The following is a 20933-nucleotide window of genomic DNA, read 5'->3' as shown; positions in this document are numbered from 1 at the left end:
TGTACCCAATGGAATCCGGGTTGTCAATTCTATCCTGAAAATCCCGCGGAATGAAGTGCATTTTCTGAAAAGTGTGAAGTAAGAGGAAAAGGGAAACATCCAAATAAATCCTAGATCCATATCTCATAGATTTGTCTTCCCTTTGATCGACCTAATGAAAAAGCTGCCTGTACGGCAGCAAGATCCCAAACAGATCCATTTTCGTCAATTACTCAATATTCTTCAATACAGCCAGCTGACGCTGCAGTTCGGAAATTGTTGCCTGTGAGGTACGCACCTGTTCCAGCCAGTTTTCCACATCCGGCATATCGCGGTTTTCTTCCCGTGCTGAGGCATAAGTCCGGCCAATTTCCAGATAGGCGGTATTCAGCATATCCTCATACGTTTTCAGCTGCCGTTTCAGTTCAATCTGGCGCTTGGTCTGATCCAGCTTGTCCTTAGCCAGCTCCGTGCCTTTTTCCGCAGCCTGCGTCACGTTTTGAACAATCTTTTCCGCCTGCTTTTTGAAATCCATTTTCGATTCCTCCCTTACCGATTTTTAAACGAAAGCATTTCGATGAACAGCGCAATGCCTCCTAATATACAATATGCCGCAATCAGCGTCGTGAGCACGATCGCCGAACTTAACGGACTGATCAGAAAACCGATGCCGGCAAGGATCGAAAGCAAACCGCCCAGAATCGCCATTCCTGAGCCTGCGACATGGAAGTAATTTAACTTCATCGCATAATCCAGCTTATGAATTCCAATCAGCAGCGCACTGATCCCCAAAATGAAAGACAGCATCGTGATGACCTGCGCGGCGTCAGCACGCAGAAGCAGCACTGCGATCAACAGATCCAAAAGACCCCGAACAATCGTCAGGCTCTGGCGAAACAGGGTACTGGTGGAAAGGTAATCAACGATTTCCAGAATTCCGACCAGACCTAAGATCACGGCGATTCCCCGCTCAATCCACAGAACAATCGATTGCGGACAGAGCAGCAGCGCAATTCCCAACAGGACTAACGCAGCAGCCAAACCTAACCCTAAGCGGCGCAAAGACCGCAGCTTGCGGTTAATTTTATTCTGCATTTCGTAAAAGCTTTCCTGCTGTCCAGAATTATAGATAAACATAAAACCTCTCCTTATTTTTTACTACGTATTTCTAACTTCCATTATTGGCTTCTTTAACGTCTCTGTCAACCGGCAGAAACGTAGTAAGCTCAACAGCTTAACAGCTCGTCAATCAAATCAGCAACCCCTTCCTCTTGACAGCTTGCCAGCTGCGGCCAGCCGCGGTCTTTCAGCGATTGCGAAGCATTGGCAACGATGTACGGATGGCCGACGATTTCCAGCATACTGATGTCATTTTCACTGTCGCCGACGGCATACAGTTCGTTCAGATCCAGCTTCAGCTTCTCTGCCAGAGCCTGAACGCCGGCAGCTTTGGTCTGATGCTGATCGTGAATTTCAAGCAGCAGAGAACTAGTGCGTACTAGATGCAGGCCGAGGAATTCCGGCTGCAGCTGATGCTGCAACATTGTAACCTTCGCTTCATCCGTTTCATCAATAAACATCAGCAGCTTAACAACCGCCTGTGGATCAATTGACTTCCGGCGCACAACCTTAGGATCTTTCAAAAATTCCAGATGATCAATTTGATCCTGTGGCATGCGTCGATTAACGACAATTTCATCTAATGTATACACATAATAAGGAATAAACAGAGCATCCATAACCTCCATGCATCGCTCGCTGCGTGCTCCCACACAGGCCAGCCGTTCAAAGCGGCCGGTGGAAGGTTCTGCCAGAACTCCGCCGTTGGAAGCGATATGCCAGCCTTCCCGCATATTCAGCAAAGCAATCAGATCATCCAAAGCACAGGCATTTTTGCCGCTGGCAAATACCAGCCGGTGCCCCCTGGCCAGCCAGCGGCGTAGCGCTGCTTCGCTGCGGGGCTGCAGTTCCTTCATGGCTTCAATCAGCGTATTGTCAATATCCAGAATTAATGTTTTCGGCATGATTTCTCTCTCCTTTTATATTTTTTTCTTGGCAGGTTGTTCGTTAGAATTATTTTACCGTTTTTTCTGCAATTATGCTACACTATCCACAGAAAAGAGAGGTTGTTCCTTATGATTCCATTCCTATGTCCGGTCTGCGGTCTGCCGTTGGCGCTGAACCAGTCCGTTTATCAATGTGAAAAACGCCATAGCTATGATCTGTCGCGTTTTCATTATGTCAACCTGATCCGTTCGTCAAAAAAGATTCATGGCGATAATGTGGAAATGGTGAAGGCGCGGACACGGTTTCTGCGCAGTCAGGCGTATCAGCCGCTGAAAGCAAAACTCACTGAGCTGATTCAGGCTGAAAATCCCAGCGCGGTTCTGGATTCAGGCTGCGGCGAAGGGTATTATACTGAACTGTGTGAAACGTTGGAAAATTGTGAATGCTTTGGTGTAGATTTGTCCAAGGAAGCCTTAAAACAGGCTGGACGTAGCTGTCCTTCCGTACGGTTTGCCGCGGCCTCTGTCTTTGAACTGCCGCTGCCGGATCATTCGCTGGATCTGATTTGGTCTTGTTTCGCTCCGCTGGCCCTGCGTGAGAATGCCCGTGTTTTGAAAGATCAGGGTAAGCTGATCGTCGTGGGACCTGGTCCGCGGCATTTATGGGATTTGAAAAAGGTTATCTATGATACACCCTATCTCAATCCGCAGGAAACCCTTAGCTCGCCGGATTTTGAACTGATTGATGAACAGACATTAAGCTATACAATTCAGCTGGATACAGCCCAGCAGATTCAGGATCTCTTTACCATGACTCCGTATTATTACAAAACCTCAATTCAGGATAAGCAGAAGCTGGAAGCTCTGAGCCAGCTGAGCACCGAGGTCGAATTCAACCTGCGGACGTTTCAAAAGAAATCAGCCTGAATCCTAAAGTCGTGAACAAGCGTCAGTTAACATTACCCGGGAAATAATCGAGGTGAAAATTCAATGCTTATTACCTTAGCTTCCGCCGTGTCCGCAACAGGACAGATCTTGCGTAACCTGAAACAGATTGAAAAGATTTTGAGCGAACATCCCGATCAAGATTTTGTACTGTTTGGTGAGGCGTTTATCCAGGGCTTTAACAGTCTGAATTTTGATCCTGACCAGGATCGGCAGTTTGCTCTGGATCACGATTGCGAAGTTCTGCAGCGTTTGCAAAGCTTGGCAAAAACATATAACTCCGGCCTTGGCGTCGGTTACCTGCGTTTTCACAACGAAGCCTGGACAAGCAATTACCTGGTGATTTCCAAGCAAGGAGAAATTTTGCTCGACTATGCGCGGATGTCGCCGGGATGGAAACTTCCGGAAGCGGATCCGTTGGTCTATCATGAAGGAAAGCAAAGCGGCATCTTCTCTTATCAGGGAAAACAGATCGGCGTACTGCTGTGCGGTGATGGCTGGACGAACGATGTTGTTTCTGCATTGAAAACACAGCGGCCGGATTTTGTTTTCTGGCCGGTATATGTTTGTTTCTCTTTGCCGCAGTGGCTGCAGGAACAAGTTGAAGCCTATGCCGTTCAGGCAAAGAACTTCGCCCGACATGTTTTTCTGATCAACAATCTGGACGAACCTGATACGGCCTATCCGTCGCTGGGCGGCGCTTTCTATTATCGAAATGGACAAATTCACGACCAACTCGCCTTAAATAAGGAAGGCTGTCTGACGCTTCAACTGGACGATGAATCATGATGCCGGATTTATTCTAAAAAGCTGGCTGAAACCGCTTTGAAGTCCTCCTTCACTTCGATGCTGTTCTTCACTTTTTCAATAGTACAGAGTGAAAATTCACATTTCATTCACTCATCCATGTGAAAATTCACTTTAGCTTGACACACAAATTGAAGTCTTGGATTTCTCCTCGAAAGTGAATTCAGGACTTTTATACTTGAGTTGTTATGGATTTTTACAGGGACTGTGCGGAACACCTAGGATCGAGCTCCTATTTTCAAGACTTATTCTTATGCCCGAGAAAACGCTTGAGGAGCCTTGCTTCTTGAACACCTGCACTATGGTGACAGGCTCATCCTCAGAGAGCTTGTCTTAATCGATCTGACACTCATCACAGAAGCATCTTTAGTATTCCTCAATCGGATTGCTTTTATGTTTCGTACAACGCAACAGACGCAGCATCTTCTTGCCGCTGAAGGCAGGCCCATTCGATGGGTGCCAATTCGGCGGCGTTCCGGAGGTTTTCAGGGATGGAGCGGAGGTTTCTATTCGGGTCTTCGTTAACCGCTACTCCCTTTCCATGGGGGATCGTTGACTTTTCATTCCATCTTGTATACAAGGCTGTTGAACTTCTTGCATAAACTTGCTACAATAGGGACATAGAGAGGAGATTTCTCATGAACTTTGCAAACTATCCTGAACTGACCGACACTGAACTGAACGAGGCGATCCATTACGCTGTCGAGCAGGTCCGCAGCGGCCTGAACGACTTCACCACCAGTATGAAGTATCCCAACAGCGTCAACAATTTCTATCCGCAGATGGACAATACCGAATGGACCAACGGTTTCTGGACCGGCGAGGTCTGGCTGGCCTATGAAGCCACAAAGGAAGACTGCTTCAAACAGACCGGCTTAACCCATGTGGACAGCTTTTTAGACCGTGTCAACCGCAACATTGTTCTGGAACATCATGATTTAGGCTTTCTGTACTCCCCTTCCTGCGTCGCAGCTTATAAGCTGTTAAAAGATGAAAAAGCCAAAGAAGCGGCATTAAAAGCCGCCGGCAAGCTGATTACCCGGTTCCAGGAAAAAGGCGGATTTATCCAGGCCTGGGGACCTCTAGGCGCCAAGGATAATTACCGACTGATTATTGACTGCCTGCTGAATCTGCCGTTATTGTACTGGGCTACCGAAGTCAGCGGCGATCCAAAGTATCGTGAAATCGCATTGAAGCATATTCATACGGCGTTAAGCGTTGTCATCCGCCCGGATTACTCAACCTATCATACCTATTTCTTTGATCCGGAAACCGGCAAGCCGTCGCATGGTGTTTCGCATCAGGGCAACCGGGCTGAATCAGCCTGGGCCCGCGGACAGAGCTGGGGCGTTTACGGTCTGGCAATCAGCTACAAATATACCCGCAATCCGGAATATCTCGATCTGTTCCGGCATGTTACGAAATATTTCATCGATCATCTGCCAAGTGATCTGATCCCGTATTGGGACTTTGATTTCACCGATGGCAGCGATGAACCGCGCGATTCCTCTGCCAGTGCCATTGCTGCCTGCGGCATGCTGGAAATGGCAAAGTACGTGGAAAAAGTGGAAGCCGATAAGCTGATCAGCGATGCTAAACGGATGATCAAAGCATTATACGATCACTGTGCGGTCAAAGATCCGAAAATTTCCAACGGTCAGCTGCTCAACAGCACTTATTGCCGCAGCACGCCGACCAATGGCTGCCGTCAGCATGGCGTCGATGAATGCTGCAGTTGGGGCGACTATTTCTATTTTGAAGCCCTCACCCGCTTAAGCAAAGATTGGGAAATGTACTGGTAATTCTGATTTGTTTCATGAACAGCGTCATTCACGGGCGCTGTTTTTCTTTACTGCACAGATACAGCCGATAATCCGCAAAATAATGCAGCTTCTGATCCAACCGGCTGGAAATCAAAATGATCTTTACTTTACGTAGCCGCAGTTCCTTTACACATTCAAGCATGTAGCTGGAAATACCGGCATAGGAAACGACCAGCGCGGCGCTGCCTGCCTCGGCACTGCTGCACACCAGCCGGCCATCAGCGAATTCCGACGGCACATGAATATTGACGCCAATTTCCTGCAGCTTCTGCATCAAGCTTTGTCCAATCAGAAGATTGCTTCCGCTGCCGATGAAAAAGATCCGCGGCACCTGCGTCAGAACCGAAACAACGGCCTTGAATTCCTGAATATCGAGCATTCTTATCGTGTCGTCAATCGTCTGCTTATAAACATTAGCCAGGCTGTTTGTCAGACTTTCCAGACTGTCATCCGCACCAAACGGCATACTGAAATCCACGTTTCGATAGCGGCTGAGTTCCTCATTCAGCTCTTTGGACAAGCGCAGCTTCAGTTCGTTAAAGCCTTTGACCTCCAGTTTTCGGCACAGCCGAAAAACGCAGCTGACAGAAACATGGCAGCGCTCAGCCAGCTGATGATAATCCATGCCTACGGCCTCTGTTGTCTGGTTAAGCAGATATTCCGCGATCGTCCGTTCATTCGCGCTCAGCGAATGCGTATTTCTCAACCGTTCCCGAATATTCATAAGCGTCCCTCTTTCATTATAGAAAGTGTGTCTGGTTTTGCAATCAGAACGGCAGAAATGAAAATATTTTTTCAATCAATCGCATCATTTTGACAATCAATCAAAATCCTTTCTCAACAAATAGGTAAAGTCTGTTCACGAAGAACCCCTTGGTTATAATGAAGACAGAGACAAGGAGATGAGTTTATGCTTGGAATCCTGATTTGCGGACATGGCCGCTTTGGTGAAGGGCTGATTGAAGCGTCAGAAATGCTCTGCGGGCCGCAGCCTTATCTGCAGGCTTTGAACATTGATCTGAGCGACGATCTTGAGCTATGCCGCCAACGGCTGGGCACTCAAATTGAAGCCTGGCAGCCGGATACCGATGAGATTTTATGTTTATGCGATATGCAGGGTGGTTTCCCCATGGAAGTCTGCCTTGTGCAGCTGCCGGATCAGAAGGTCAAGATCATCACCGAAGCAACGCTGACTTTACTGACTTATCTGCTGGTTCATCGTAACGGCAGCCAGTCCGTGCAGCAGTTAGTCAACAATGCGCTGCTGGAAGCCAAAGAAGCGATCCATGTCATCGACCCGCAGATCTTATTTGCGGATCAGAGAGGAGAAGAATCATGAGTATTGTAAACATCCGGATTGATGAACGCTTAATCCATGGTCAGGTAGCCGCCTATTGGACCAACATGCTGAACGTCACCCGTATTCTGGTTATCGACGATTTGGCAGCCAAAGATGATATTCAGAAAATGGCTTTGAAAATGGCTTGCCCTTCCACGGTGCGATTATCCATTTTGTCTGCCCAGCGCGCTGTCGAGCGGTTAAATGAGAACGCCTATGACAAGGATCGGCTGATGATCGTGATGCGCGGTCCGGCGACGGCCAAGGAGGTTCTGGATTTAGGCTACTTTATGCCAACGATCAATGTCGGCAACATTTCCAACAAGCTAGGTTCAACGCGGATTAAACATACTGTCTGCGTTACACCGCAGGAAGCTGAGATTTTCCGCTATCTTGAATCCAAAGGCGTCAAAATCACGATTCAGATGGTTCCTTCAGATGAGAAGCTGGACTTCATGCCGATGATTACCCACATTCATTGATCCCTTTTTTCCATAAGTGCGCTTGAAAGCGTCAAACCCAGTCTGGCTGCAACCTGGACTGGGTGTTTTTTATTTCAGCTTTTTCAAACGGAACTCGATTCATCAGCGGCTTTAATAAGCCACTCGAACATGATCTCCGCTGCTTTGACTTTCATCACTCAGCAAAGCCTGGATCCAGCGTTTCCAGATCGTATCCGGACCGCTTGTCTGCCATGTTTGATATCCAGGATGCTGAAGCAGCTCGGCGCGGACTTGATCCAGCTGACCCTGGCGATAGCTGAGCATGGTCTGCTGAAACAGATCCTCCATCGAAGCGCGCTGTTCCTCGGTCAATTCCACATCCTTCAGCGTCGAGTCAAGCGTGTTTTGGTTGACTGCCCGCTGCGCGGCATAGGAATAAGCATAAAAATCAAGCAGATCCGGGTTGGATGATCCCTGGTCTTGAGCCCAGGCGGCAACGTCGATGGACTGCTGCGTGTACTGCAGCACGGCCTCGGTACTGATCACAATTTGACCATAGGTGTTGGGCCAGGCAATCGGCATCGGCAGAACAATCTCGGTCAAACTTGATTTTCCATCCGTTTCCGTTTTGATATGTCCGGTATGCCGGTGCCCACTGATGTGCGTTTTTATACCAAACTGCTGGAAAAGCGACTTCACCTCATCGGCATCGCTGACAACATCCTCAGCGGCGGTCACCGTGTGATCAAGCAGATTGTGATGGCTGAATGTCAGCATCAGCCAGCCTGCCTGCTGAGCCTGTTGAGCTAATTCCCGCAGCCACTGCAGCGTGGAAGCCGACAACGTACCGTCACTGGCGCCTGGACGGACAGCATTCGTATCCAGCATCAACAACAGCACGCCGGATTCCGTCAGTTCGGCATAGCTCAGTGAATTCGGATCCCGCGCATAGGCCTGATCATAGCCAAATTCATGATACAGTGCTTCAAATTCATCTCGTGTCACCATGGCCAGATCATGATTGCCGGAGATCACCCGCACCGGTACGGTCTCATTGACTTTCCGCAGCAGCGCCGCCATTTTCTGATGATCCTCTAGATCCCCCTGATTGACCAGATCCCCGGTCAAAATGATGCGGTCAGGTTTGGCCTTTTGCATCTGATCGAGCATCGCGGTCAGAATCGCTTCATTATAGATCATCTGCGGCACCACGGAAACCTGGGATTCCAGCCGTTCGCTTTGATAATGAGTATCGGATGAACACAGCAGCGTCAGCGGCTGGCTCAGTGCAGGCGGCAGCGGATTGTCCTTCCAAGAAGACAGAGACGGCTGGGATTGAACCGTCGTGCAGCCGCTTAATAAAAGTGACAACCCCAAAACTTTAAGCCATATTTTCAGCATCTGCGTTTACCTCGGGTTCTTTTGAACATCAGTGTGATTTCTGATCTTTATTGTAGCGAAATCTCAGACGGATTGCCATGAGTTTGCCCTGAAAGATCACAACAAAAAAATCCGCCGGACACAGCGGACAAAAATAAAATCAGTCTGATTCAACGGGGTCCTCAGCAATACTTCCGCGCCGTGTGCGTCAGCCAGAGGATCGCGATGATGACCAGCGCAAACATGATAAAGACAAAACCGAGGGTCAAAGCGATGGGCAATGAACGTCCGCTGATCATGAACGTTTCCAGAAGTGCAAACCAGAAAATCACCAAAGCCTCCAAAATTGAAAGGATTTTCAGGGTCACGGCTTCCAGTGCTTCCTGATTCTCTGCAGTGATTTCCGCCGGAATATTCCACAGCTGCGGACGGCGGCTGACCCAGTTTAGCCCTGTAAGCATCAGGATGGAAAGCCCCGGCAGCAGAAGCAATTCGAGCTTGCTTCCCCAGCGGTTAATTTCCCCGGCGGCATTGTAATGAGCCGGAATCCGGCTAGGCAGCGAGGTCCATTGCCAAAGCAGCATAGCCAGCTGGACAAGGATGAGAATCCAACCGCCAAATTGACATATTTGATGAAAACGTCGGGCTTGCAAACGCATGTTTAATCCCTCCTGATTCGGTAGGCTTGTCCCTTCTGTACTTCGAACAAGACATCAGCTCTGCTTTCTATTGTAAAAGGATTTTCCTCTGGAAGCAATCGAAATCCATTTGAAGCAAGGCTGAATAAAACAAAAGAGCCTGTCCCGTAAAACTTGGGAAAGACAGACTCTTGTCAGGAAGTCATGAAACTGAATTGGTCATGATTGAAATTCGGCTGCTCAGCAGGGGGATGCTCCGCAGCCGAATCCGAAAAACCAGGAAGCAGGAAATCCAGGATCAATCAAGAATCAGACCTTAAACTTTCCAGCTGCATGTTGGCTGAAAAACTGAATGGTTTATTTGAAGATGGCTTTTAAGGCATCGAGCAGGTTGTTGGAATCCAGCGTCGCTCCGGAAATGGCATCCACTTCCACATTCTGTCCGGTAATGACTTCATCAAAGAAGGCTTTCAGCTGATCGTCTTCCATAAACATGTTTTCACGGCCGGAAACGATTTCCAGATTCGTGATCTTGCCGCCTTCGACAGTAGCCCGCAGCGTATATTCGCCATGGTTGCCCTTGATCAGCTGATCATAGGTGCCGTCAGGTTTCTTTGTGATATCAATCTTTTCTTCCACTTCACCGCTGACTTCTGCGGTTACTGTGGAACGTCCGCCAAACGCCGTATCCGCAGCTGCCCGGCCGGTGGCAATGGCTTCGGCCAAAAACATTCCGTTCTGATACAGGTTGGAAACATACGAGCCTAATTCACCAGCTTCATACAGATTAGGAATCGGATTATCGTTCCAATCCAGTACCTGCGCCTTAACGTTGCGTTCCGCACCGCCGGTTGTTGCGACCAGCGTCGGCGTAATGCCGACCGCGTAGAACGGTGCGGTATCAATCGGTTCCATCGTTTCAATACTGCGGCCAAACGCATCATGACCAGATTTGCAGCCGGCGTTGTAAGCGTCAATCGTCGCCTTCAGAGCTTCTGGGTCACGGCCTAATTTGCCGGCCAGCTCTTCAATCGTATCCGCTTTAATAATCCAGCCCTTGGCAATTTCTTCGGAGTTGTCATCCGACCAGACATAACCTTCGGTCGTGATCGGCCAGCTCAGCCACTTCGTTACAATCGCACCGGCAGTCCGGGTTTTCTCGTCAAAGATCAGATCGACCGGCAAAGCCCGGTCATGCGGCAGATCAACATAATGGCCGTATTCCTTGAATTTCATGTGCTGACGGTGATAGGCAGCGGATTCGTTGTAGAAACGCTGGTTGTCCGCACAGACCTCAATCCAGCTCTTGCCGGCCATTGAGAAGTTGCGCATAAAGGTTGCTTCATGATCCGGGACCTTGATGCCCAGCCAGAATCCGCCGGACTGCGTCTGATTTTTCATGTGCCAGATCTTGGCGCCGGTATTCATCAGGGCATGGATGCCGTCGCCGGTGTTGCCTGGCGTTCCGCCGGTATAAACCAGATCCATCCCGTGGAAATCCCGCTGCATCTGTAAATTGTTCTCATATCCGCCGCAGGCTAACAGTACGCCCTTGTTGGCTTTGATGCGGATTTCCTTTCCGTCCGCGCCTTTGGCGACAACGCCTTTGACCTCTTTGGTCTCCAGATTCTGAATCAGACTGGTGAAGGCTGTGGAAAACATCAGTTCAATATTTTCCCCGCGGTCGCGGACAGCCAGATCAAAGCCTCTCCAGACTCCGCCGTATTCAAATGTGGTTCCGGCTTTGCGGACATGTGCGGAACAGCCTTTGAAGCTGGAGCCGTCCAGATCCGGGAATTCGGTAACTAAAGAACCCCAGGCCACCGGCCCGCCCCCGACATAGCCCAGCTCATAGCCGACCTTATCCACAGTAGCCTGAATCCAGCCGCGCTGATCGGAGAATTCTTTGGCCATAAAATCAATGTATTCTTCCGGAATTGGATTCGGCTGGCTGCACGCAATCAGATAGCGTTTGAAGGTATCCAGATCATCCGGTGCCGGAACGATGACGGTCTGTCCGGAAGCAATCGAGTTGCCGCCGGCCTGGGCTTCTTCCATTTTTTCCAGAATGCAGATCTTCGCATTCGGATCAATGTCGTTGGCTTCCAAAGCGGCTGCTTCCCCAGCCAGGCCATAGCCGACAATCAGAAAATCGCATTCCTTATCAAACTTGTCATCCGTCGGTACCGCTGTCGGCGCCTCGTTGGTGGAACAGGCGCTTAAAAGTCCCAGAGCCGCAGCCCCCGCGACGGTCGCGGCGCTGCCTTTCAGAAAGTCCCGTCGAGAAATATTCTTCATTTTCTTTCCCTCCTTCAGCTTCACATTGTGAAACTTTTGTCGATTTCATTATAGAGTTGCAAGCCCTTTCAAACAATCGAAATACTTTATTGATTAATAAAAAAATTTTATTATTGATTAAATAATCTGATACAATAGACCTATCAAGTTCATGAAAACTCAAAGGAGGGGATGTCGTTGAATACCAGTCAAATCCGTTCATTTCTCACCGTGGCTCAGACCTTAAGCTATGTCCGGGCCGCAGAATTGCTTTACACAACTCAGCCGGTCATCAGCTATCAGATCAAAGCGCTGGAAACAGAACTGGGTGTTCAGCTGTTCAGCCGCACCCGCCGCAGCGTTGAACTGACGCCCGCCGGGGTATACTTCTATCAGCAGATGGAGCCGTTGCTTCTGCAGCTGGAAACGATCGTCCAGACCGTTCAGTCGATGAACGCGCAAACGCCCAAGCTTCTGAATTTATTAGTCCGGCGACTGGCGGATTACGGCAAGCTCACACAGATCATAAAAAATTATTCAGAAAGCTGGCCGTTAGTTCATGTCAACATTCTGACTCAGGAGAACCGCGGCAGCCGCCAGCTTCTGGTTACGGAAGAAGTTCAAATGGCCTTCTGCTACCAATATGAAGTCGAATCCGATCCGAAGCTGAAGTTTCTGCCGCTGATGGAATCGCAGTACTATGTGCTGGTCAGCAAGACCCATCCGCTGGCCGCCTACAAGTATTTGACCTTCGACGACTTAAAGGATCAGAAACTGATCTTGGCCAATACCGAGCTGCATAAAAATCCGCGTTTGATCTCCAGCGCGGAGCTGAAAGAAAAAAAGATCCTCGTGCAGACGATCTATACGAGTTTTGACAGCATGCTGATCGCCGTGCAGTCTGGGATCGGCTTTACCATCCTGCCGTGTTCCCGTTCCAAGAAATTTTCCGGTCTGATCAAAATCCCGCTGAAAGACGTGAAGCCGATGCCGCTGGGCCTGGCCTGGTACGCACCGCGCGCAACCCCGGAAATCGAAGGATTGATTAACCTGGCGCAAAAACTGAACCAGGAACAGCCGCCGACAGTCATTTAAGCCGATAAAGGCTGCATGGAATTCGTGATTCATCTCTGATCATCCTCCAAGTTCTTTTACCGATCCCATTTCAGCGGAGAAACCGAGGCTTAACGAATCGCTTCTCCGCTCTTTTTGTATTTATTTTGAACAAAAAAGAATGTCTGCGTCATGCAGCGCCATGATTGCACCAGAAATCCTTATTTTTATTTTGACGGATAATCCGCATTTGATTACAATAAGACTAATGAATGACAACATTTGGGGGAAACGCTATGAAAATCCTAGTATTGGGCGCCGGCAAGGTCGGCACGACGATCATTGAAGCGCTGTCGCAGGAAAATCATGAGATTAAAGTGATCGATAAGAAACAGGACGTTTTGGATTCTTTGGCCAACCGGCTGGATGTCTTATGCCTGCAGGGCGACGGTATTCAGTATTCGACGCTTGCCGATGCAGGAGCGGAGGAAACCGACGTTTTAATCGCGGTGACTTCCCGGGATGAAACAAATATGCTGAGCTGCATCATTGGGAAAAAGGCTGGTGTGAAGCATACCATCGCCCGTGTCCGAAATCCGGATTTCTTTTCCCAGATGCTTTACATGAAACAAGATCTCGGCATGGAAATGATCATCAATCCGGAATTGGCAGCCGCCGATGAAATCGCGCGGGTCATCCGAATTCCCAGCGCTTTGAAAGTGGAAACGTTTTCCCGCGGACGTGTGGAGCTGATTGAAATGAAGCTGAAAGAAGGCAATCCACTCAATCACAGTCAGCTCAGTACGCTGTATTCTGCCTTCGGCGTCAAAGTATTGATCTGCACAGTAGAACGAAATGGAAACATTATGATTCCGGACGGCAGCTTTGTCTTAGAGCAGGGCGACCGAATCACGATCACGGCCAGCCGCGAAGAACTGGCTGAATTTCTGCGGCTTTTGGGCTTATCACGCAGTAAGATGAAAAACGTATTGATCATCGGCGGCGGACGCATCAGCGTCTACCTAGCACGGCAGCTGGAATTTATGCGCTGTCAGACTACGATTGTGGAAATGAACGAGGAGCGGTGTCTGGAATTATCCGATCTGCTTCCTCATGCCACAATTATTCACGGCGACGGCACGGATCCGGAGGTGCTGCACGAAGCTGGATTTAACTGCTGCGACGCGGCAGTGCTGCTGAGCAGCATGGATGAGGAAAACTTCGTTTTGGCGATGTATGCGGAAACCTTTGACACGCCGAAAATCATCTGCAAGATCAATCGCGACAGCTATGCCAGCATTCTGCAGAAGGCCTTGCCGGAAGCCACAATCATCTCGCCGAAGAATATCACCGCGGAAGAAATTATTCAACAGATCCGCGCCCGGCAGAATGCTTCCGGCAGCCATGTTGAAACCTTATATAAGCTGGTTTCCGGCAAAGCGGAGGCTTTGGAATTCACGATTCGCAAAGCCAGCGGACATCTGAACATCCCGCTTCAGGATCTGCCGCTGAAGTCCGGCATTCTGATTGCCTGCATCCTGCGCAACGGGTGGCCGCTGATTCCTAACGGTCAGTCCTGGCTGCAGCTCAACGATCATGTCATCGTCGTGACGACCAATTCCAATTATGATGATCTGGAAGATTGTTTTGATTAAGGGGGACTTCCGATGAACAAGCGGTTGATTTTATTTCAAATCGGCAGCATTCTGATCCTGGAAGCCGGACTGATGCTGCCCTCATTGGGCGTTGCCCTGCTGCACAGCGAACAAAGTACAACGGCGTTCTTCTTCAGCATCCTGATTACTGCCGGAGCCGGCCTGCTGCTGAAACTGTTCCCGCCGCAGGATCGTCGCTTCGGCAGTCGGGAAGGCTTGGTCATCACCGGACTGGCCTGGATTCTCGCTTCCCTTTTCGGTGCACTGCCCTTTTATCTCAGCGCTCAGATTCCATCCTATATTGATGCTTTGTTTGAAACCGTGTCCGGGTTTACGACCACCGGCAGCACCATTCTTGCAAATATAGAAGTCCTCGATCAAGGACTGTTGTTCTGGCGCAGCTTTACGCACTGGATTGGCGGAATGGGCATTCTGGTTTTCCTGCTTGCTATTTTACCGCAGAATAACTCGCATTCCATGCATCTCATGCGCTCAGAAGCACCGGGGCCGGAAGTGTCCAAATTTGTGCCGCGGCTGCGGGATTCGGCAAAAATCCTGTATCAGATTTACATCCTGCTTACGCTCATCATGGTCGGCTGCCTGCTTTTCGCAGGAATGCCTTTATTTGATTCCCTCTGCACTGCGTTTGGAACCGCGGGTACCGGCGGCTTTGGGATCTGGAATGACAGCATCGCCCATTACGACAGTGTGCTGATTGAACAAATCATCGCTGTTTTTATGGTTATTTTCGGGATCAATTTTTCCCTGTATTTCTTCGTCTTTACCGGAAAGCTGAAAAATGCGTTCAAAAACGAGGAATTTCATTGGTTTCTTGGTATTATTCTGGCCGCAATTCTGATGATTGCCGTCAACATTATGCCGCTGTTCGATGGCTTTTGGACAAGCTGGCGGCATTCCTCCTTCGCTGTGACGTCGATCATCTCCACCTCCGGCTTTGCGACGGTCGACTTTAATCTGTGGCCGACCTTTTCAAAAATAGTTTTGTGTCTGTTAATGATGGTCGGCTCCTGTGCCGGCAGCACTGGTGGGGGAATGAAAATCGTGCGGATTGGAATCTTGTTTAAGAGTCTGACCCGGGATTTGAAAAAGTTCATTAATCCGCGGATCATCCGGCGTGTCCGCTTTAACGGACTGAGTATTGACGAACACGTCGTTGCCGGGATTCAGTCGTACTTCGTCATCTACATGCTAATCATCCTGGCTTCCATTTTACTGATCTCCCTGAACGGTTTTGATATGACCACGACCATCACTTCGGTGCTAACCACGTTCAATAATGTTGGTCCAGGATTGGAAATGGTGGGTCCTACCGGGAACTTTTATGATTTCAGTGGATTTTCAAAACTGATTTTCTGTCTGAACATGCTTTTGGGCAGACTGGAAATTTATCCGCTGTTATTTTGCTTCACCTTATCTGCTCAGAAAAGCACAAAATTTCAATCCACTTTCTAACGTCATTCCCATAAAAAAAGGAGCGGCTGACTCAGCTTAGGATCAAATTATTCTCTGACCGGTCCTCCAATCCTGCCCGCTTTTTTGTTTGTTCATGAATCTTAAGATTTTTTCAGATTTCAAGAATTGACTTTCCAGGTAAAACTGGAATAATGGATACAGAACAAGGAGGGCATGTATGTTTAGAAACCGCAAAAAACAAGAAGAACTGGATGATGAACCAGCATTCTTTGAAAACGTTGCTGAACCGGCAGCGGAATTGATACCCCAGCCAAAACAGGAGGAAGTGGAGAAAATGGAAAATAAGCAGACGATCAGCGCGGAGGAATCCGTTTTAACCGAGGATGTCACCGTCAATGGGAATCTGGAATGCGACTGCAATCTGACGATTCTCGGGACGGTTAACGGCAGCGTTCGCTGCGGCAGAGATTTGTTGGTCAAAGGACAGATTCACGGTGATGTTTCGGCCGCAAATCTGGAACTGCGCAATGGCCAGATTGAGGGGAATGTGGATTGTGAGAATTCACTGACCATGGACCGGGAATGCAGTATCCGCGGCAATGTCACCGCCGCGGAATGTCTGACAGACGGCCAGATTTATGGCAATCTGACGATTGCAGAAGATCTGCATGTTCAGAAGAACGCTTGGATTGAAGGTGATATCACCGCAAAGCAGTTCAGCGTGCTGCAGGGCGCTCATCTGGAAAGTAAGATTGTTATGCTTCAGCATTTGGCCGAAGAAGAAACAGAATCCGATCAGGAAACGGAAGAGGTCTTCCACACCGAAGCGGAAGAGGAAGAAGAATCAAATTAACGTCAAAAGGCACGCCCAGGCATGCCTTTTCTTTTGAATTCTCTTTGTCTGCGAATGCAGAATACCACTTTAATTTTCCAGGCTTTCCATCATCCTTTCAGTGATTTCATCGGCCGTCAATTCCGGGTGTTGTGAAAAACAGTTCAGAATCTTTGCGATGACTGACTGATCTTCGTCTAAAAGTTCAGCAATCTCTGATTCGCTCATCCCTCTCTTTACATTTCTCAGCGTTTGCTTAATGACCTTACTTAATTCCCCTGCCGCTTTGCCCTGTTCAAATGCCTTTAATTTCATCGTGCATTCATCCATCTCTGCCAACCTAAGCATGGTATCGTAGAAATAGGCCTCATAATCCGGAGTTAATTCGCTCATCTTTTTTACCACCTTTCTAATTTCTGCATCCTGCTCACTGATTTTCGCGATCCACGGCCACTTTTCAGGCCACTTTGAACAGCCAAATAAAATTGCCCACCGCTGCAAACCATCCAATTCCTGGATCGGCTTATCATTCAGCACATCGACTCTTCCTGTTTCCATAATACTCAAATGAGTAACTTCTGTCAAGGGAATCTCTGATTTTTTAAAGCGTATTTCTGATTCATCGGTAATCATTCCAGGAATCGGGAAGAACGCATAATCTGCGATTAAAATAAGCCACGCTTTTTTTAGATTTTTATAGGCTTTCCCTCTTGTCTGCTGCCCAGCCAAAAGACGTGCCGCATAATATTGAAAGCGTTTTAAAACATCTTCAAAATCACCTTGCTTTTGAATTTCAACCGCAAAAAGAATTTCATCATTAATTATCCCATGAATATCATAGCGAATAGCCTTCTGCTTGTCATAATCAACTTTTTCCTCATTGTTTAAGATTTTCAATGTATCAATCGTACAATAATTCCATTTCATCAGGAAATCTTTAAGACATTCAGTATCCTCTGGATTCCCTAAGATATTTTTGATCAACCAATCGTCCAACAATGAAGGAACTTTCGTATTTTGCCTCATTGCTCTGTAGTACGGTCTTTTTTCATTGACAAGAAAAACTTCTGTCTGCATTTTCTCATCTCCTTTATCTTTAATATTGCGTTTTTTTAAAAAAAGCACCGCAGGTTATTAGAAAAAATGAGATTTTTAGTAACATTTAAGGTATGTCAAGTATAAATAAAGTAAGCGTATCTTTGCCTCCCTCTTAAGATGTTGTTCGAGAGACCGGGCTACTTCATAGCTGTCATCACTGGTTTCCTTAATCATATTTAGGATAGCAGCCTCTGTTGCTGGAACTGTAGATGCACCTTGGCGAACATAAACACCCTCCGGACGAATCCCTTTTCCACGCAAGTAATACGGTCTTGCCGTACCTCGCTGAACAGTTACACACACTATTGGCTTTTCGTCCATGAGATCATTATGACATTCCACAAACATAGTAACATCTGGCCGCACAGTATCCCTAACCGCATTGGTTACACGCAGCATAGTACCATCAACATCATCAATACCACAGACTGTTCCATCATCGTTCACACCAATATAGAGTGTGCCGCCATCACAATTTGCAAAAGTTATAATTGAATTTTTGATGTATTCAACGTATTCTCTCTCTTAAATTCAGTTGTTTTGTTCTCTATGATCATCATGGTTCCTCCGGCAATTCTAATCATTTCTTACCATTTACAATCAGTATGTAATTTTTTAATAAAGTCATTTATTTTTTTTAGAAACAATCTAATCTAGAATTCTTTTAAGCATATCGATAACGGTTTTTGCTGATTTATCCGGAATTTCAACATTTGCTGATCGCTTCCAGCGAAAAGAAAAAACAAGACATTCCAGCTTGATTCTCCGCTGAACATCTTGTTTTATTGAATTTCAGTTACGCCGCCGCAGGATTATTCTGATACGCCGCTGCCAGCCGCATCAGACTTTCTTTTAGCAGAGAAGTCGGACAGGCCAGATTGATCCGCTCAAAGCCGCTGCCTTCCTCACCAAACAGATACCCTTCATCTAAGAACAACAACGCTTTCTTTGTCATGAATTCTTCCTGTTCATTTTGATCTGTGAAATAGACCCGCAGATCAACCCACAACAGATACGTTCCCTCTAAAGGCGAAACGATCGCTTTCGGGAAATGTTCAGCGAAGAAATCCACCGCGGTTTTCCGATTGGTTTCCAACAATTCCAGCAATTCATCCAGCCAGCCTTCGCAGTGCCGATACGCCAGCGTTGCCGCTTCGTAAGCCATGATATTGAGATGACCATTAATATAACAGCTCATTGTCGCTTTGTAGGCTGCGCGCAGATCGGGATTGGAAATCACAATATTGGAGCATTGCATGCCTGCCAGATTGAAGGTTTTGGATACCGACGTGCAGACGATCATCCGGTCGCTCAACTCTTTTGACAAGGAAGCGAATACAGTATGCTCATGCCCCGGCAGGATCAGATCGAAATGAATTTCGTCGGAAACGATCAGGATATCATGCTTCAGACACAGCTCGCCGACCTTCATCAGCTCTTCCTTCGTCCAGACACGGCCGATCGGATTATGCGGACTGCAGAAGATCAGCATTTTTACATTGGGATCCGCCAGCTTTGTTTCCAGATCTTCAAAATTGATCGAATAGACCCCATCCTGATTGATCAGACTGCTGGTTACCGTCCGACAGCCGCAGGCCTCAATCGTCTTTTTAAACGGATAGTAAACCGGTGTCAGAATGGCTACCTTTTCCCGCGGCTGCACGAAGGCTCGCACCGCAACATTGATCGCCGTCACTACGCCCGGAAGCAAGACCAGCCAGTCCTTGTCAATCGTCCAATGATGGCGGCGCTGCATCCAGTTCACCGTTTCCGTGTAGTAATCCTCTCCGGCATCGGTATAGCCTAAAATCCGATTGTCGAGAAACTGCTTGAGTCCTTCGGTAATCTCCGGCGGATTTTTCAGTTCCATATCCGCGACAGACAGCGGCACAATCCCCTCCGGCACTTCCGGATTGTGCTTGCGCATACCCTGCCATTTGCTTGAATTCTGGGGCTGACGGTTGATTCGGGTCGTGAAATCATAGCTCATATTCTTATCCCCACTTTCTGACTTCGCTTTGTCAATGCTTAAAAGACTTGCTTATTTACGGATATAACCGCTCTTGATGCAGGCTTCTTTGACGGCCTGCGACACGGCGGGAACGACGCGGGAATCAAATGGCGAAGGAATAATATATTCTTCCGTCAACTCTTCCGCCGGAATCAGATCCGCAATGGCCTGAGCCGCCGCCAGCTTGACTTCTTCTGTGATCCGGGTGGCCTTCGCATCCAGCGCGCCGCGGAAAATACTCGGGAATGCCAACAGGTTGTTGACCTGGTTCGGGAAATCAGAACGTCCGGTAGCCGCGATCAAGGCGCCGCCTTGCTTCGCTTCGTAGTAATCAATTTCCGGCGTCGGATTGGCCAGCGCCACGATAAAGCAGTCCTTATTCATCGTCGCGATATCCGCTTTGGTCAACAGGTTGCCCTTGGAAACACCGATGAACACATCCGCGCCGACCAGCGCTTCTTTTAAGTTTGCCGGACTTTCGCCATGCAGGTTTGTATACTCCAGAAGTTCCTGCTTTAATGGATTATAGCTGTCCTTCTTTTCCGGATGCAGCACACCCTTGGAATCAAAGGCCAGAATGTTTTTGAAGCCATAATTGAACATCATTTTGATAATCGAGCTGCCAGCGGCACCGACGCCGTTGACGATGACCTTCATGTCCTCAGCCTTCCGGCCGGTTAAGCGCAAACCGTTGATCAGCGCCGCCAGAACGACGATCGCCGTCCCATGCTGATCATCATGGAATACTGGGATGTTCAGCTCTTCAATCAGCCGCCGTTCAATTTCAACACAGCGCGGAGCACTGATATCTTCCAGATTGATCGCGCCCAAACCCGGAGAGATCAGCTTGCAGACCTTGATGATTTCTTCCGGATCTTTAGAATCCACACAGATCGGGAAAGCATCCAAACCGGCGAAACGATGCATTAACAACGCCTTGCCTTCCATGACCGGCAAGCCCGCAACCGCGCCGATATCGCCTAAGCCCAGCACCGCTGTCCCATCGGTCACTACGGCTACGGTATTGCCTTTGCCGGTATAACGGTAGGCGTTTTCCGGATCCTTGTTGATCTCCAAGCACGGCTGAGCAACACCTGGGGTATAGGCCAGCGTCAGATCTTCCGGAGTTTCACAGGGAACCTTCGGTTCGATGGATAATTTGCCATGGTGCAGTTCGTGCAGTTTCAGTGCGTCTTCATAAACAGTCATTGTG

20 protein-coding genes are annotated in these 20933 nt (G+C 48.3%); 9 read left to right on the top strand and 11 right to left on the bottom strand.

The genetic code is table 11. The annotated features are described in order from the left end of the window. Window positions 1–208 precede the first annotated feature (208 nt). The 3 genes from BN162_RS14135 to BN162_RS14125 all read right to left on the bottom strand — a co-directional run bounded on the left by BN162_RS14135 (window position 209) and on the right by BN162_RS14125 (window position 2003). On the bottom strand, window positions 209–514 hold the full coding sequence (locus tag BN162_RS14135) for a hypothetical protein (protein ID WP_020225765.1): 306 nt from the start codon (window positions 512–514) through the stop codon (window positions 209–211). Between the two features lie 14 nt (window positions 515–528). Then, entirely contained in the window at window positions 529–1116 is a 588-nt protein-coding gene (locus tag BN162_RS14130; RefSeq protein WP_020225764.1) for a DUF308 domain-containing protein, read from the bottom strand. Between the two features lie 89 nt (window positions 1117–1205). After that, a complete protein-coding gene (locus tag BN162_RS14125) occupies window positions 1206–2003 on the bottom strand; it encodes a Cof-type HAD-IIB family hydrolase (protein WP_020225763.1) in 798 nt (265 codons plus the stop codon). Between the two features lie 111 nt (window positions 2004–2114). Here BN162_RS14125 and BN162_RS14120 point away from each other — a divergent pair, with 111 nt between their 5' ends. The 3 genes from BN162_RS14120 (at window position 2115) to BN162_RS14110 (ending at window position 5539) form a co-directional block, all read left to right on the top strand. Further along, window positions 2115–2912, top strand: a complete 798-nt coding sequence (locus BN162_RS14120) for a methyltransferase domain-containing protein (protein ID WP_020225762.1) — start codon at window positions 2115–2117, stop codon at window positions 2910–2912. A 63-nt stretch (window positions 2913–2975) separates the two neighbouring features. After that, window positions 2976–3719, top strand: coding sequence for a nitrilase-related carbon-nitrogen hydrolase (locus BN162_RS14115; protein WP_020225761.1), 744 nt, complete (start codon window positions 2976–2978; stop codon window positions 3717–3719). Window positions 3720–4375: 656 nt separating this feature from the next. Further along, window positions 4376–5539 (top strand): glycoside hydrolase family 88 protein, encoded by a 1164-nt coding sequence (locus tag BN162_RS14110; RefSeq protein WP_020225759.1) that lies wholly within the window; start codon window positions 4376–4378, stop codon window positions 5537–5539. A gap of 28 nt (window positions 5540–5567) precedes the next feature. Here the strand turns inward: BN162_RS14110 and BN162_RS14105 are convergent, their stop codons facing one another. Then, window positions 5568–6284: a MurR/RpiR family transcriptional regulator gene (locus BN162_RS14105; RefSeq protein ID WP_020225758.1), complete on the bottom strand. Its 717-nt coding sequence runs from the start codon at window positions 6282–6284 to the stop codon at window positions 5568–5570. 186 nt (window positions 6285–6470) lie between these two features. Here BN162_RS14105 and BN162_RS14100 point away from each other — a divergent pair, with 186 nt between their 5' ends. Both BN162_RS14100 and BN162_RS14095 read left to right on the top strand, forming a co-directional pair. Then, a complete protein-coding gene (locus tag BN162_RS14100; protein ID WP_020225757.1) occupies window positions 6471–6899 on the top strand; it encodes a PTS sugar transporter subunit IIA in 429 nt (142 codons plus the stop codon). Beyond that, on the top strand, window positions 6896–7381 hold the full coding sequence (locus BN162_RS14095) for a PTS sugar transporter subunit IIB (protein WP_020225756.1): 486 nt from the start codon (window positions 6896–6898) through the stop codon (window positions 7379–7381). Before BN162_RS14100 ends, BN162_RS14095 begins: the two co-directional genes overlap by 4 nt. Before the next feature lie 111 nt (window positions 7382–7492). Here the strand turns inward: BN162_RS14095 and BN162_RS14090 are convergent, their stop codons facing one another. The 3 genes from BN162_RS14090 to BN162_RS14080 all read right to left on the bottom strand — a co-directional run bounded on the left by BN162_RS14090 (window position 7493) and on the right by BN162_RS14080 (window position 11658). Further along, complete coding sequence (locus BN162_RS14090; RefSeq protein ID WP_020225755.1) at window positions 7493–8743, bottom strand: metallophosphoesterase; 1251 nt, start codon at window positions 8741–8743, stop codon at window positions 7493–7495. Window positions 8744–8904: 161 nt separating this feature from the next. Beyond that, window positions 8905–9381, bottom strand: a complete 477-nt coding sequence (locus tag BN162_RS18085; protein WP_020225754.1) for a DUF1648 domain-containing protein — start codon at window positions 9379–9381, stop codon at window positions 8905–8907. Window positions 9382–9717: 336 nt separating this feature from the next. Further along, a complete protein-coding gene (locus tag BN162_RS14080) occupies window positions 9718–11658 on the bottom strand; it encodes an FAD-binding protein (RefSeq protein ID WP_020225753.1) in 1941 nt (646 codons plus the stop codon). A 177-nt stretch (window positions 11659–11835) separates the two neighbouring features. Here BN162_RS14080 and BN162_RS14075 point away from each other — a divergent pair, with 177 nt between their 5' ends. The 4 genes from BN162_RS14075 (at window position 11836) to BN162_RS14060 (ending at window position 16632) form a co-directional block, all read left to right on the top strand. Beyond that, a complete protein-coding gene (locus BN162_RS14075; protein WP_020225752.1) occupies window positions 11836–12732 on the top strand; it encodes a LysR family transcriptional regulator in 897 nt (298 codons plus the stop codon). Window positions 12733–12986: 254 nt separating this feature from the next. Next, window positions 12987–14345, top strand: a complete 1359-nt coding sequence (trkA, locus tag BN162_RS14070) for a Trk system potassium transporter TrkA (protein ID WP_020225751.1) — start codon at window positions 12987–12989, stop codon at window positions 14343–14345. A gap of 12 nt (window positions 14346–14357) precedes the next feature. Further along, window positions 14358–15818 (top strand): TrkH family potassium uptake protein, encoded by a 1461-nt coding sequence (locus BN162_RS14065; protein ID WP_020225750.1) that lies wholly within the window; start codon window positions 14358–14360, stop codon window positions 15816–15818. Window positions 15819–15996: 178 nt separating this feature from the next. Further along, window positions 15997–16632 carry a bactofilin family protein gene (locus BN162_RS14060; RefSeq protein ID WP_020225749.1) on the top strand — a complete coding sequence of 212 codons (636 nt, stop codon included), beginning with the start codon at window positions 15997–15999 and terminating at the stop codon, window positions 16630–16632. A gap of 69 nt (window positions 16633–16701) precedes the next feature. On the opposite strand, the gene BN162_RS14055 is transcribed toward BN162_RS14060, so the two are convergent. The 4 genes from BN162_RS14055 to BN162_RS14040 all read right to left on the bottom strand — a co-directional run bounded on the left by BN162_RS14055 (window position 16702) and on the right by BN162_RS14040 (window position 20929). Then, window positions 16702–17688: an Rpn family recombination-promoting nuclease/putative transposase gene (locus BN162_RS14055; RefSeq protein ID WP_020225748.1), complete on the bottom strand. Its 987-nt coding sequence runs from the start codon at window positions 17686–17688 to the stop codon at window positions 16702–16704. A 75-nt stretch (window positions 17689–17763) separates the two neighbouring features. Then, entirely contained in the window at window positions 17764–18201 is a 438-nt protein-coding gene (locus tag BN162_RS19295) for an AlbA family DNA-binding domain-containing protein (protein WP_390620522.1), read from the bottom strand. Between the two features lie 304 nt (window positions 18202–18505). Then, window positions 18506–19699: a MalY/PatB family protein gene (locus BN162_RS14045; protein WP_020225746.1), complete on the bottom strand. Its 1194-nt coding sequence runs from the start codon at window positions 19697–19699 to the stop codon at window positions 18506–18508. Between the two features lie 51 nt (window positions 19700–19750). Then, a complete protein-coding gene (locus BN162_RS14040) occupies window positions 19751–20929 on the bottom strand; it encodes an NAD(P)-dependent malic enzyme (protein ID WP_020225745.1) in 1179 nt (392 codons plus the stop codon). Between the last annotated feature and the right edge of the window lie 4 nt (window positions 20930–20933).

Origin of the sequence: Holdemania massiliensis AP2, from assembly GCF_000327285.1 — a bacterium.
Classification (GTDB): Bacteria; Bacillota_I; Bacilli_A; order Erysipelotrichales; family Erysipelotrichaceae; genus Holdemania; species Holdemania massiliensis.
The sequence above is the reverse complement of the archived record's forward strand: the minus strand, read 5'-3'. Positions and strand labels throughout refer to the sequence as shown.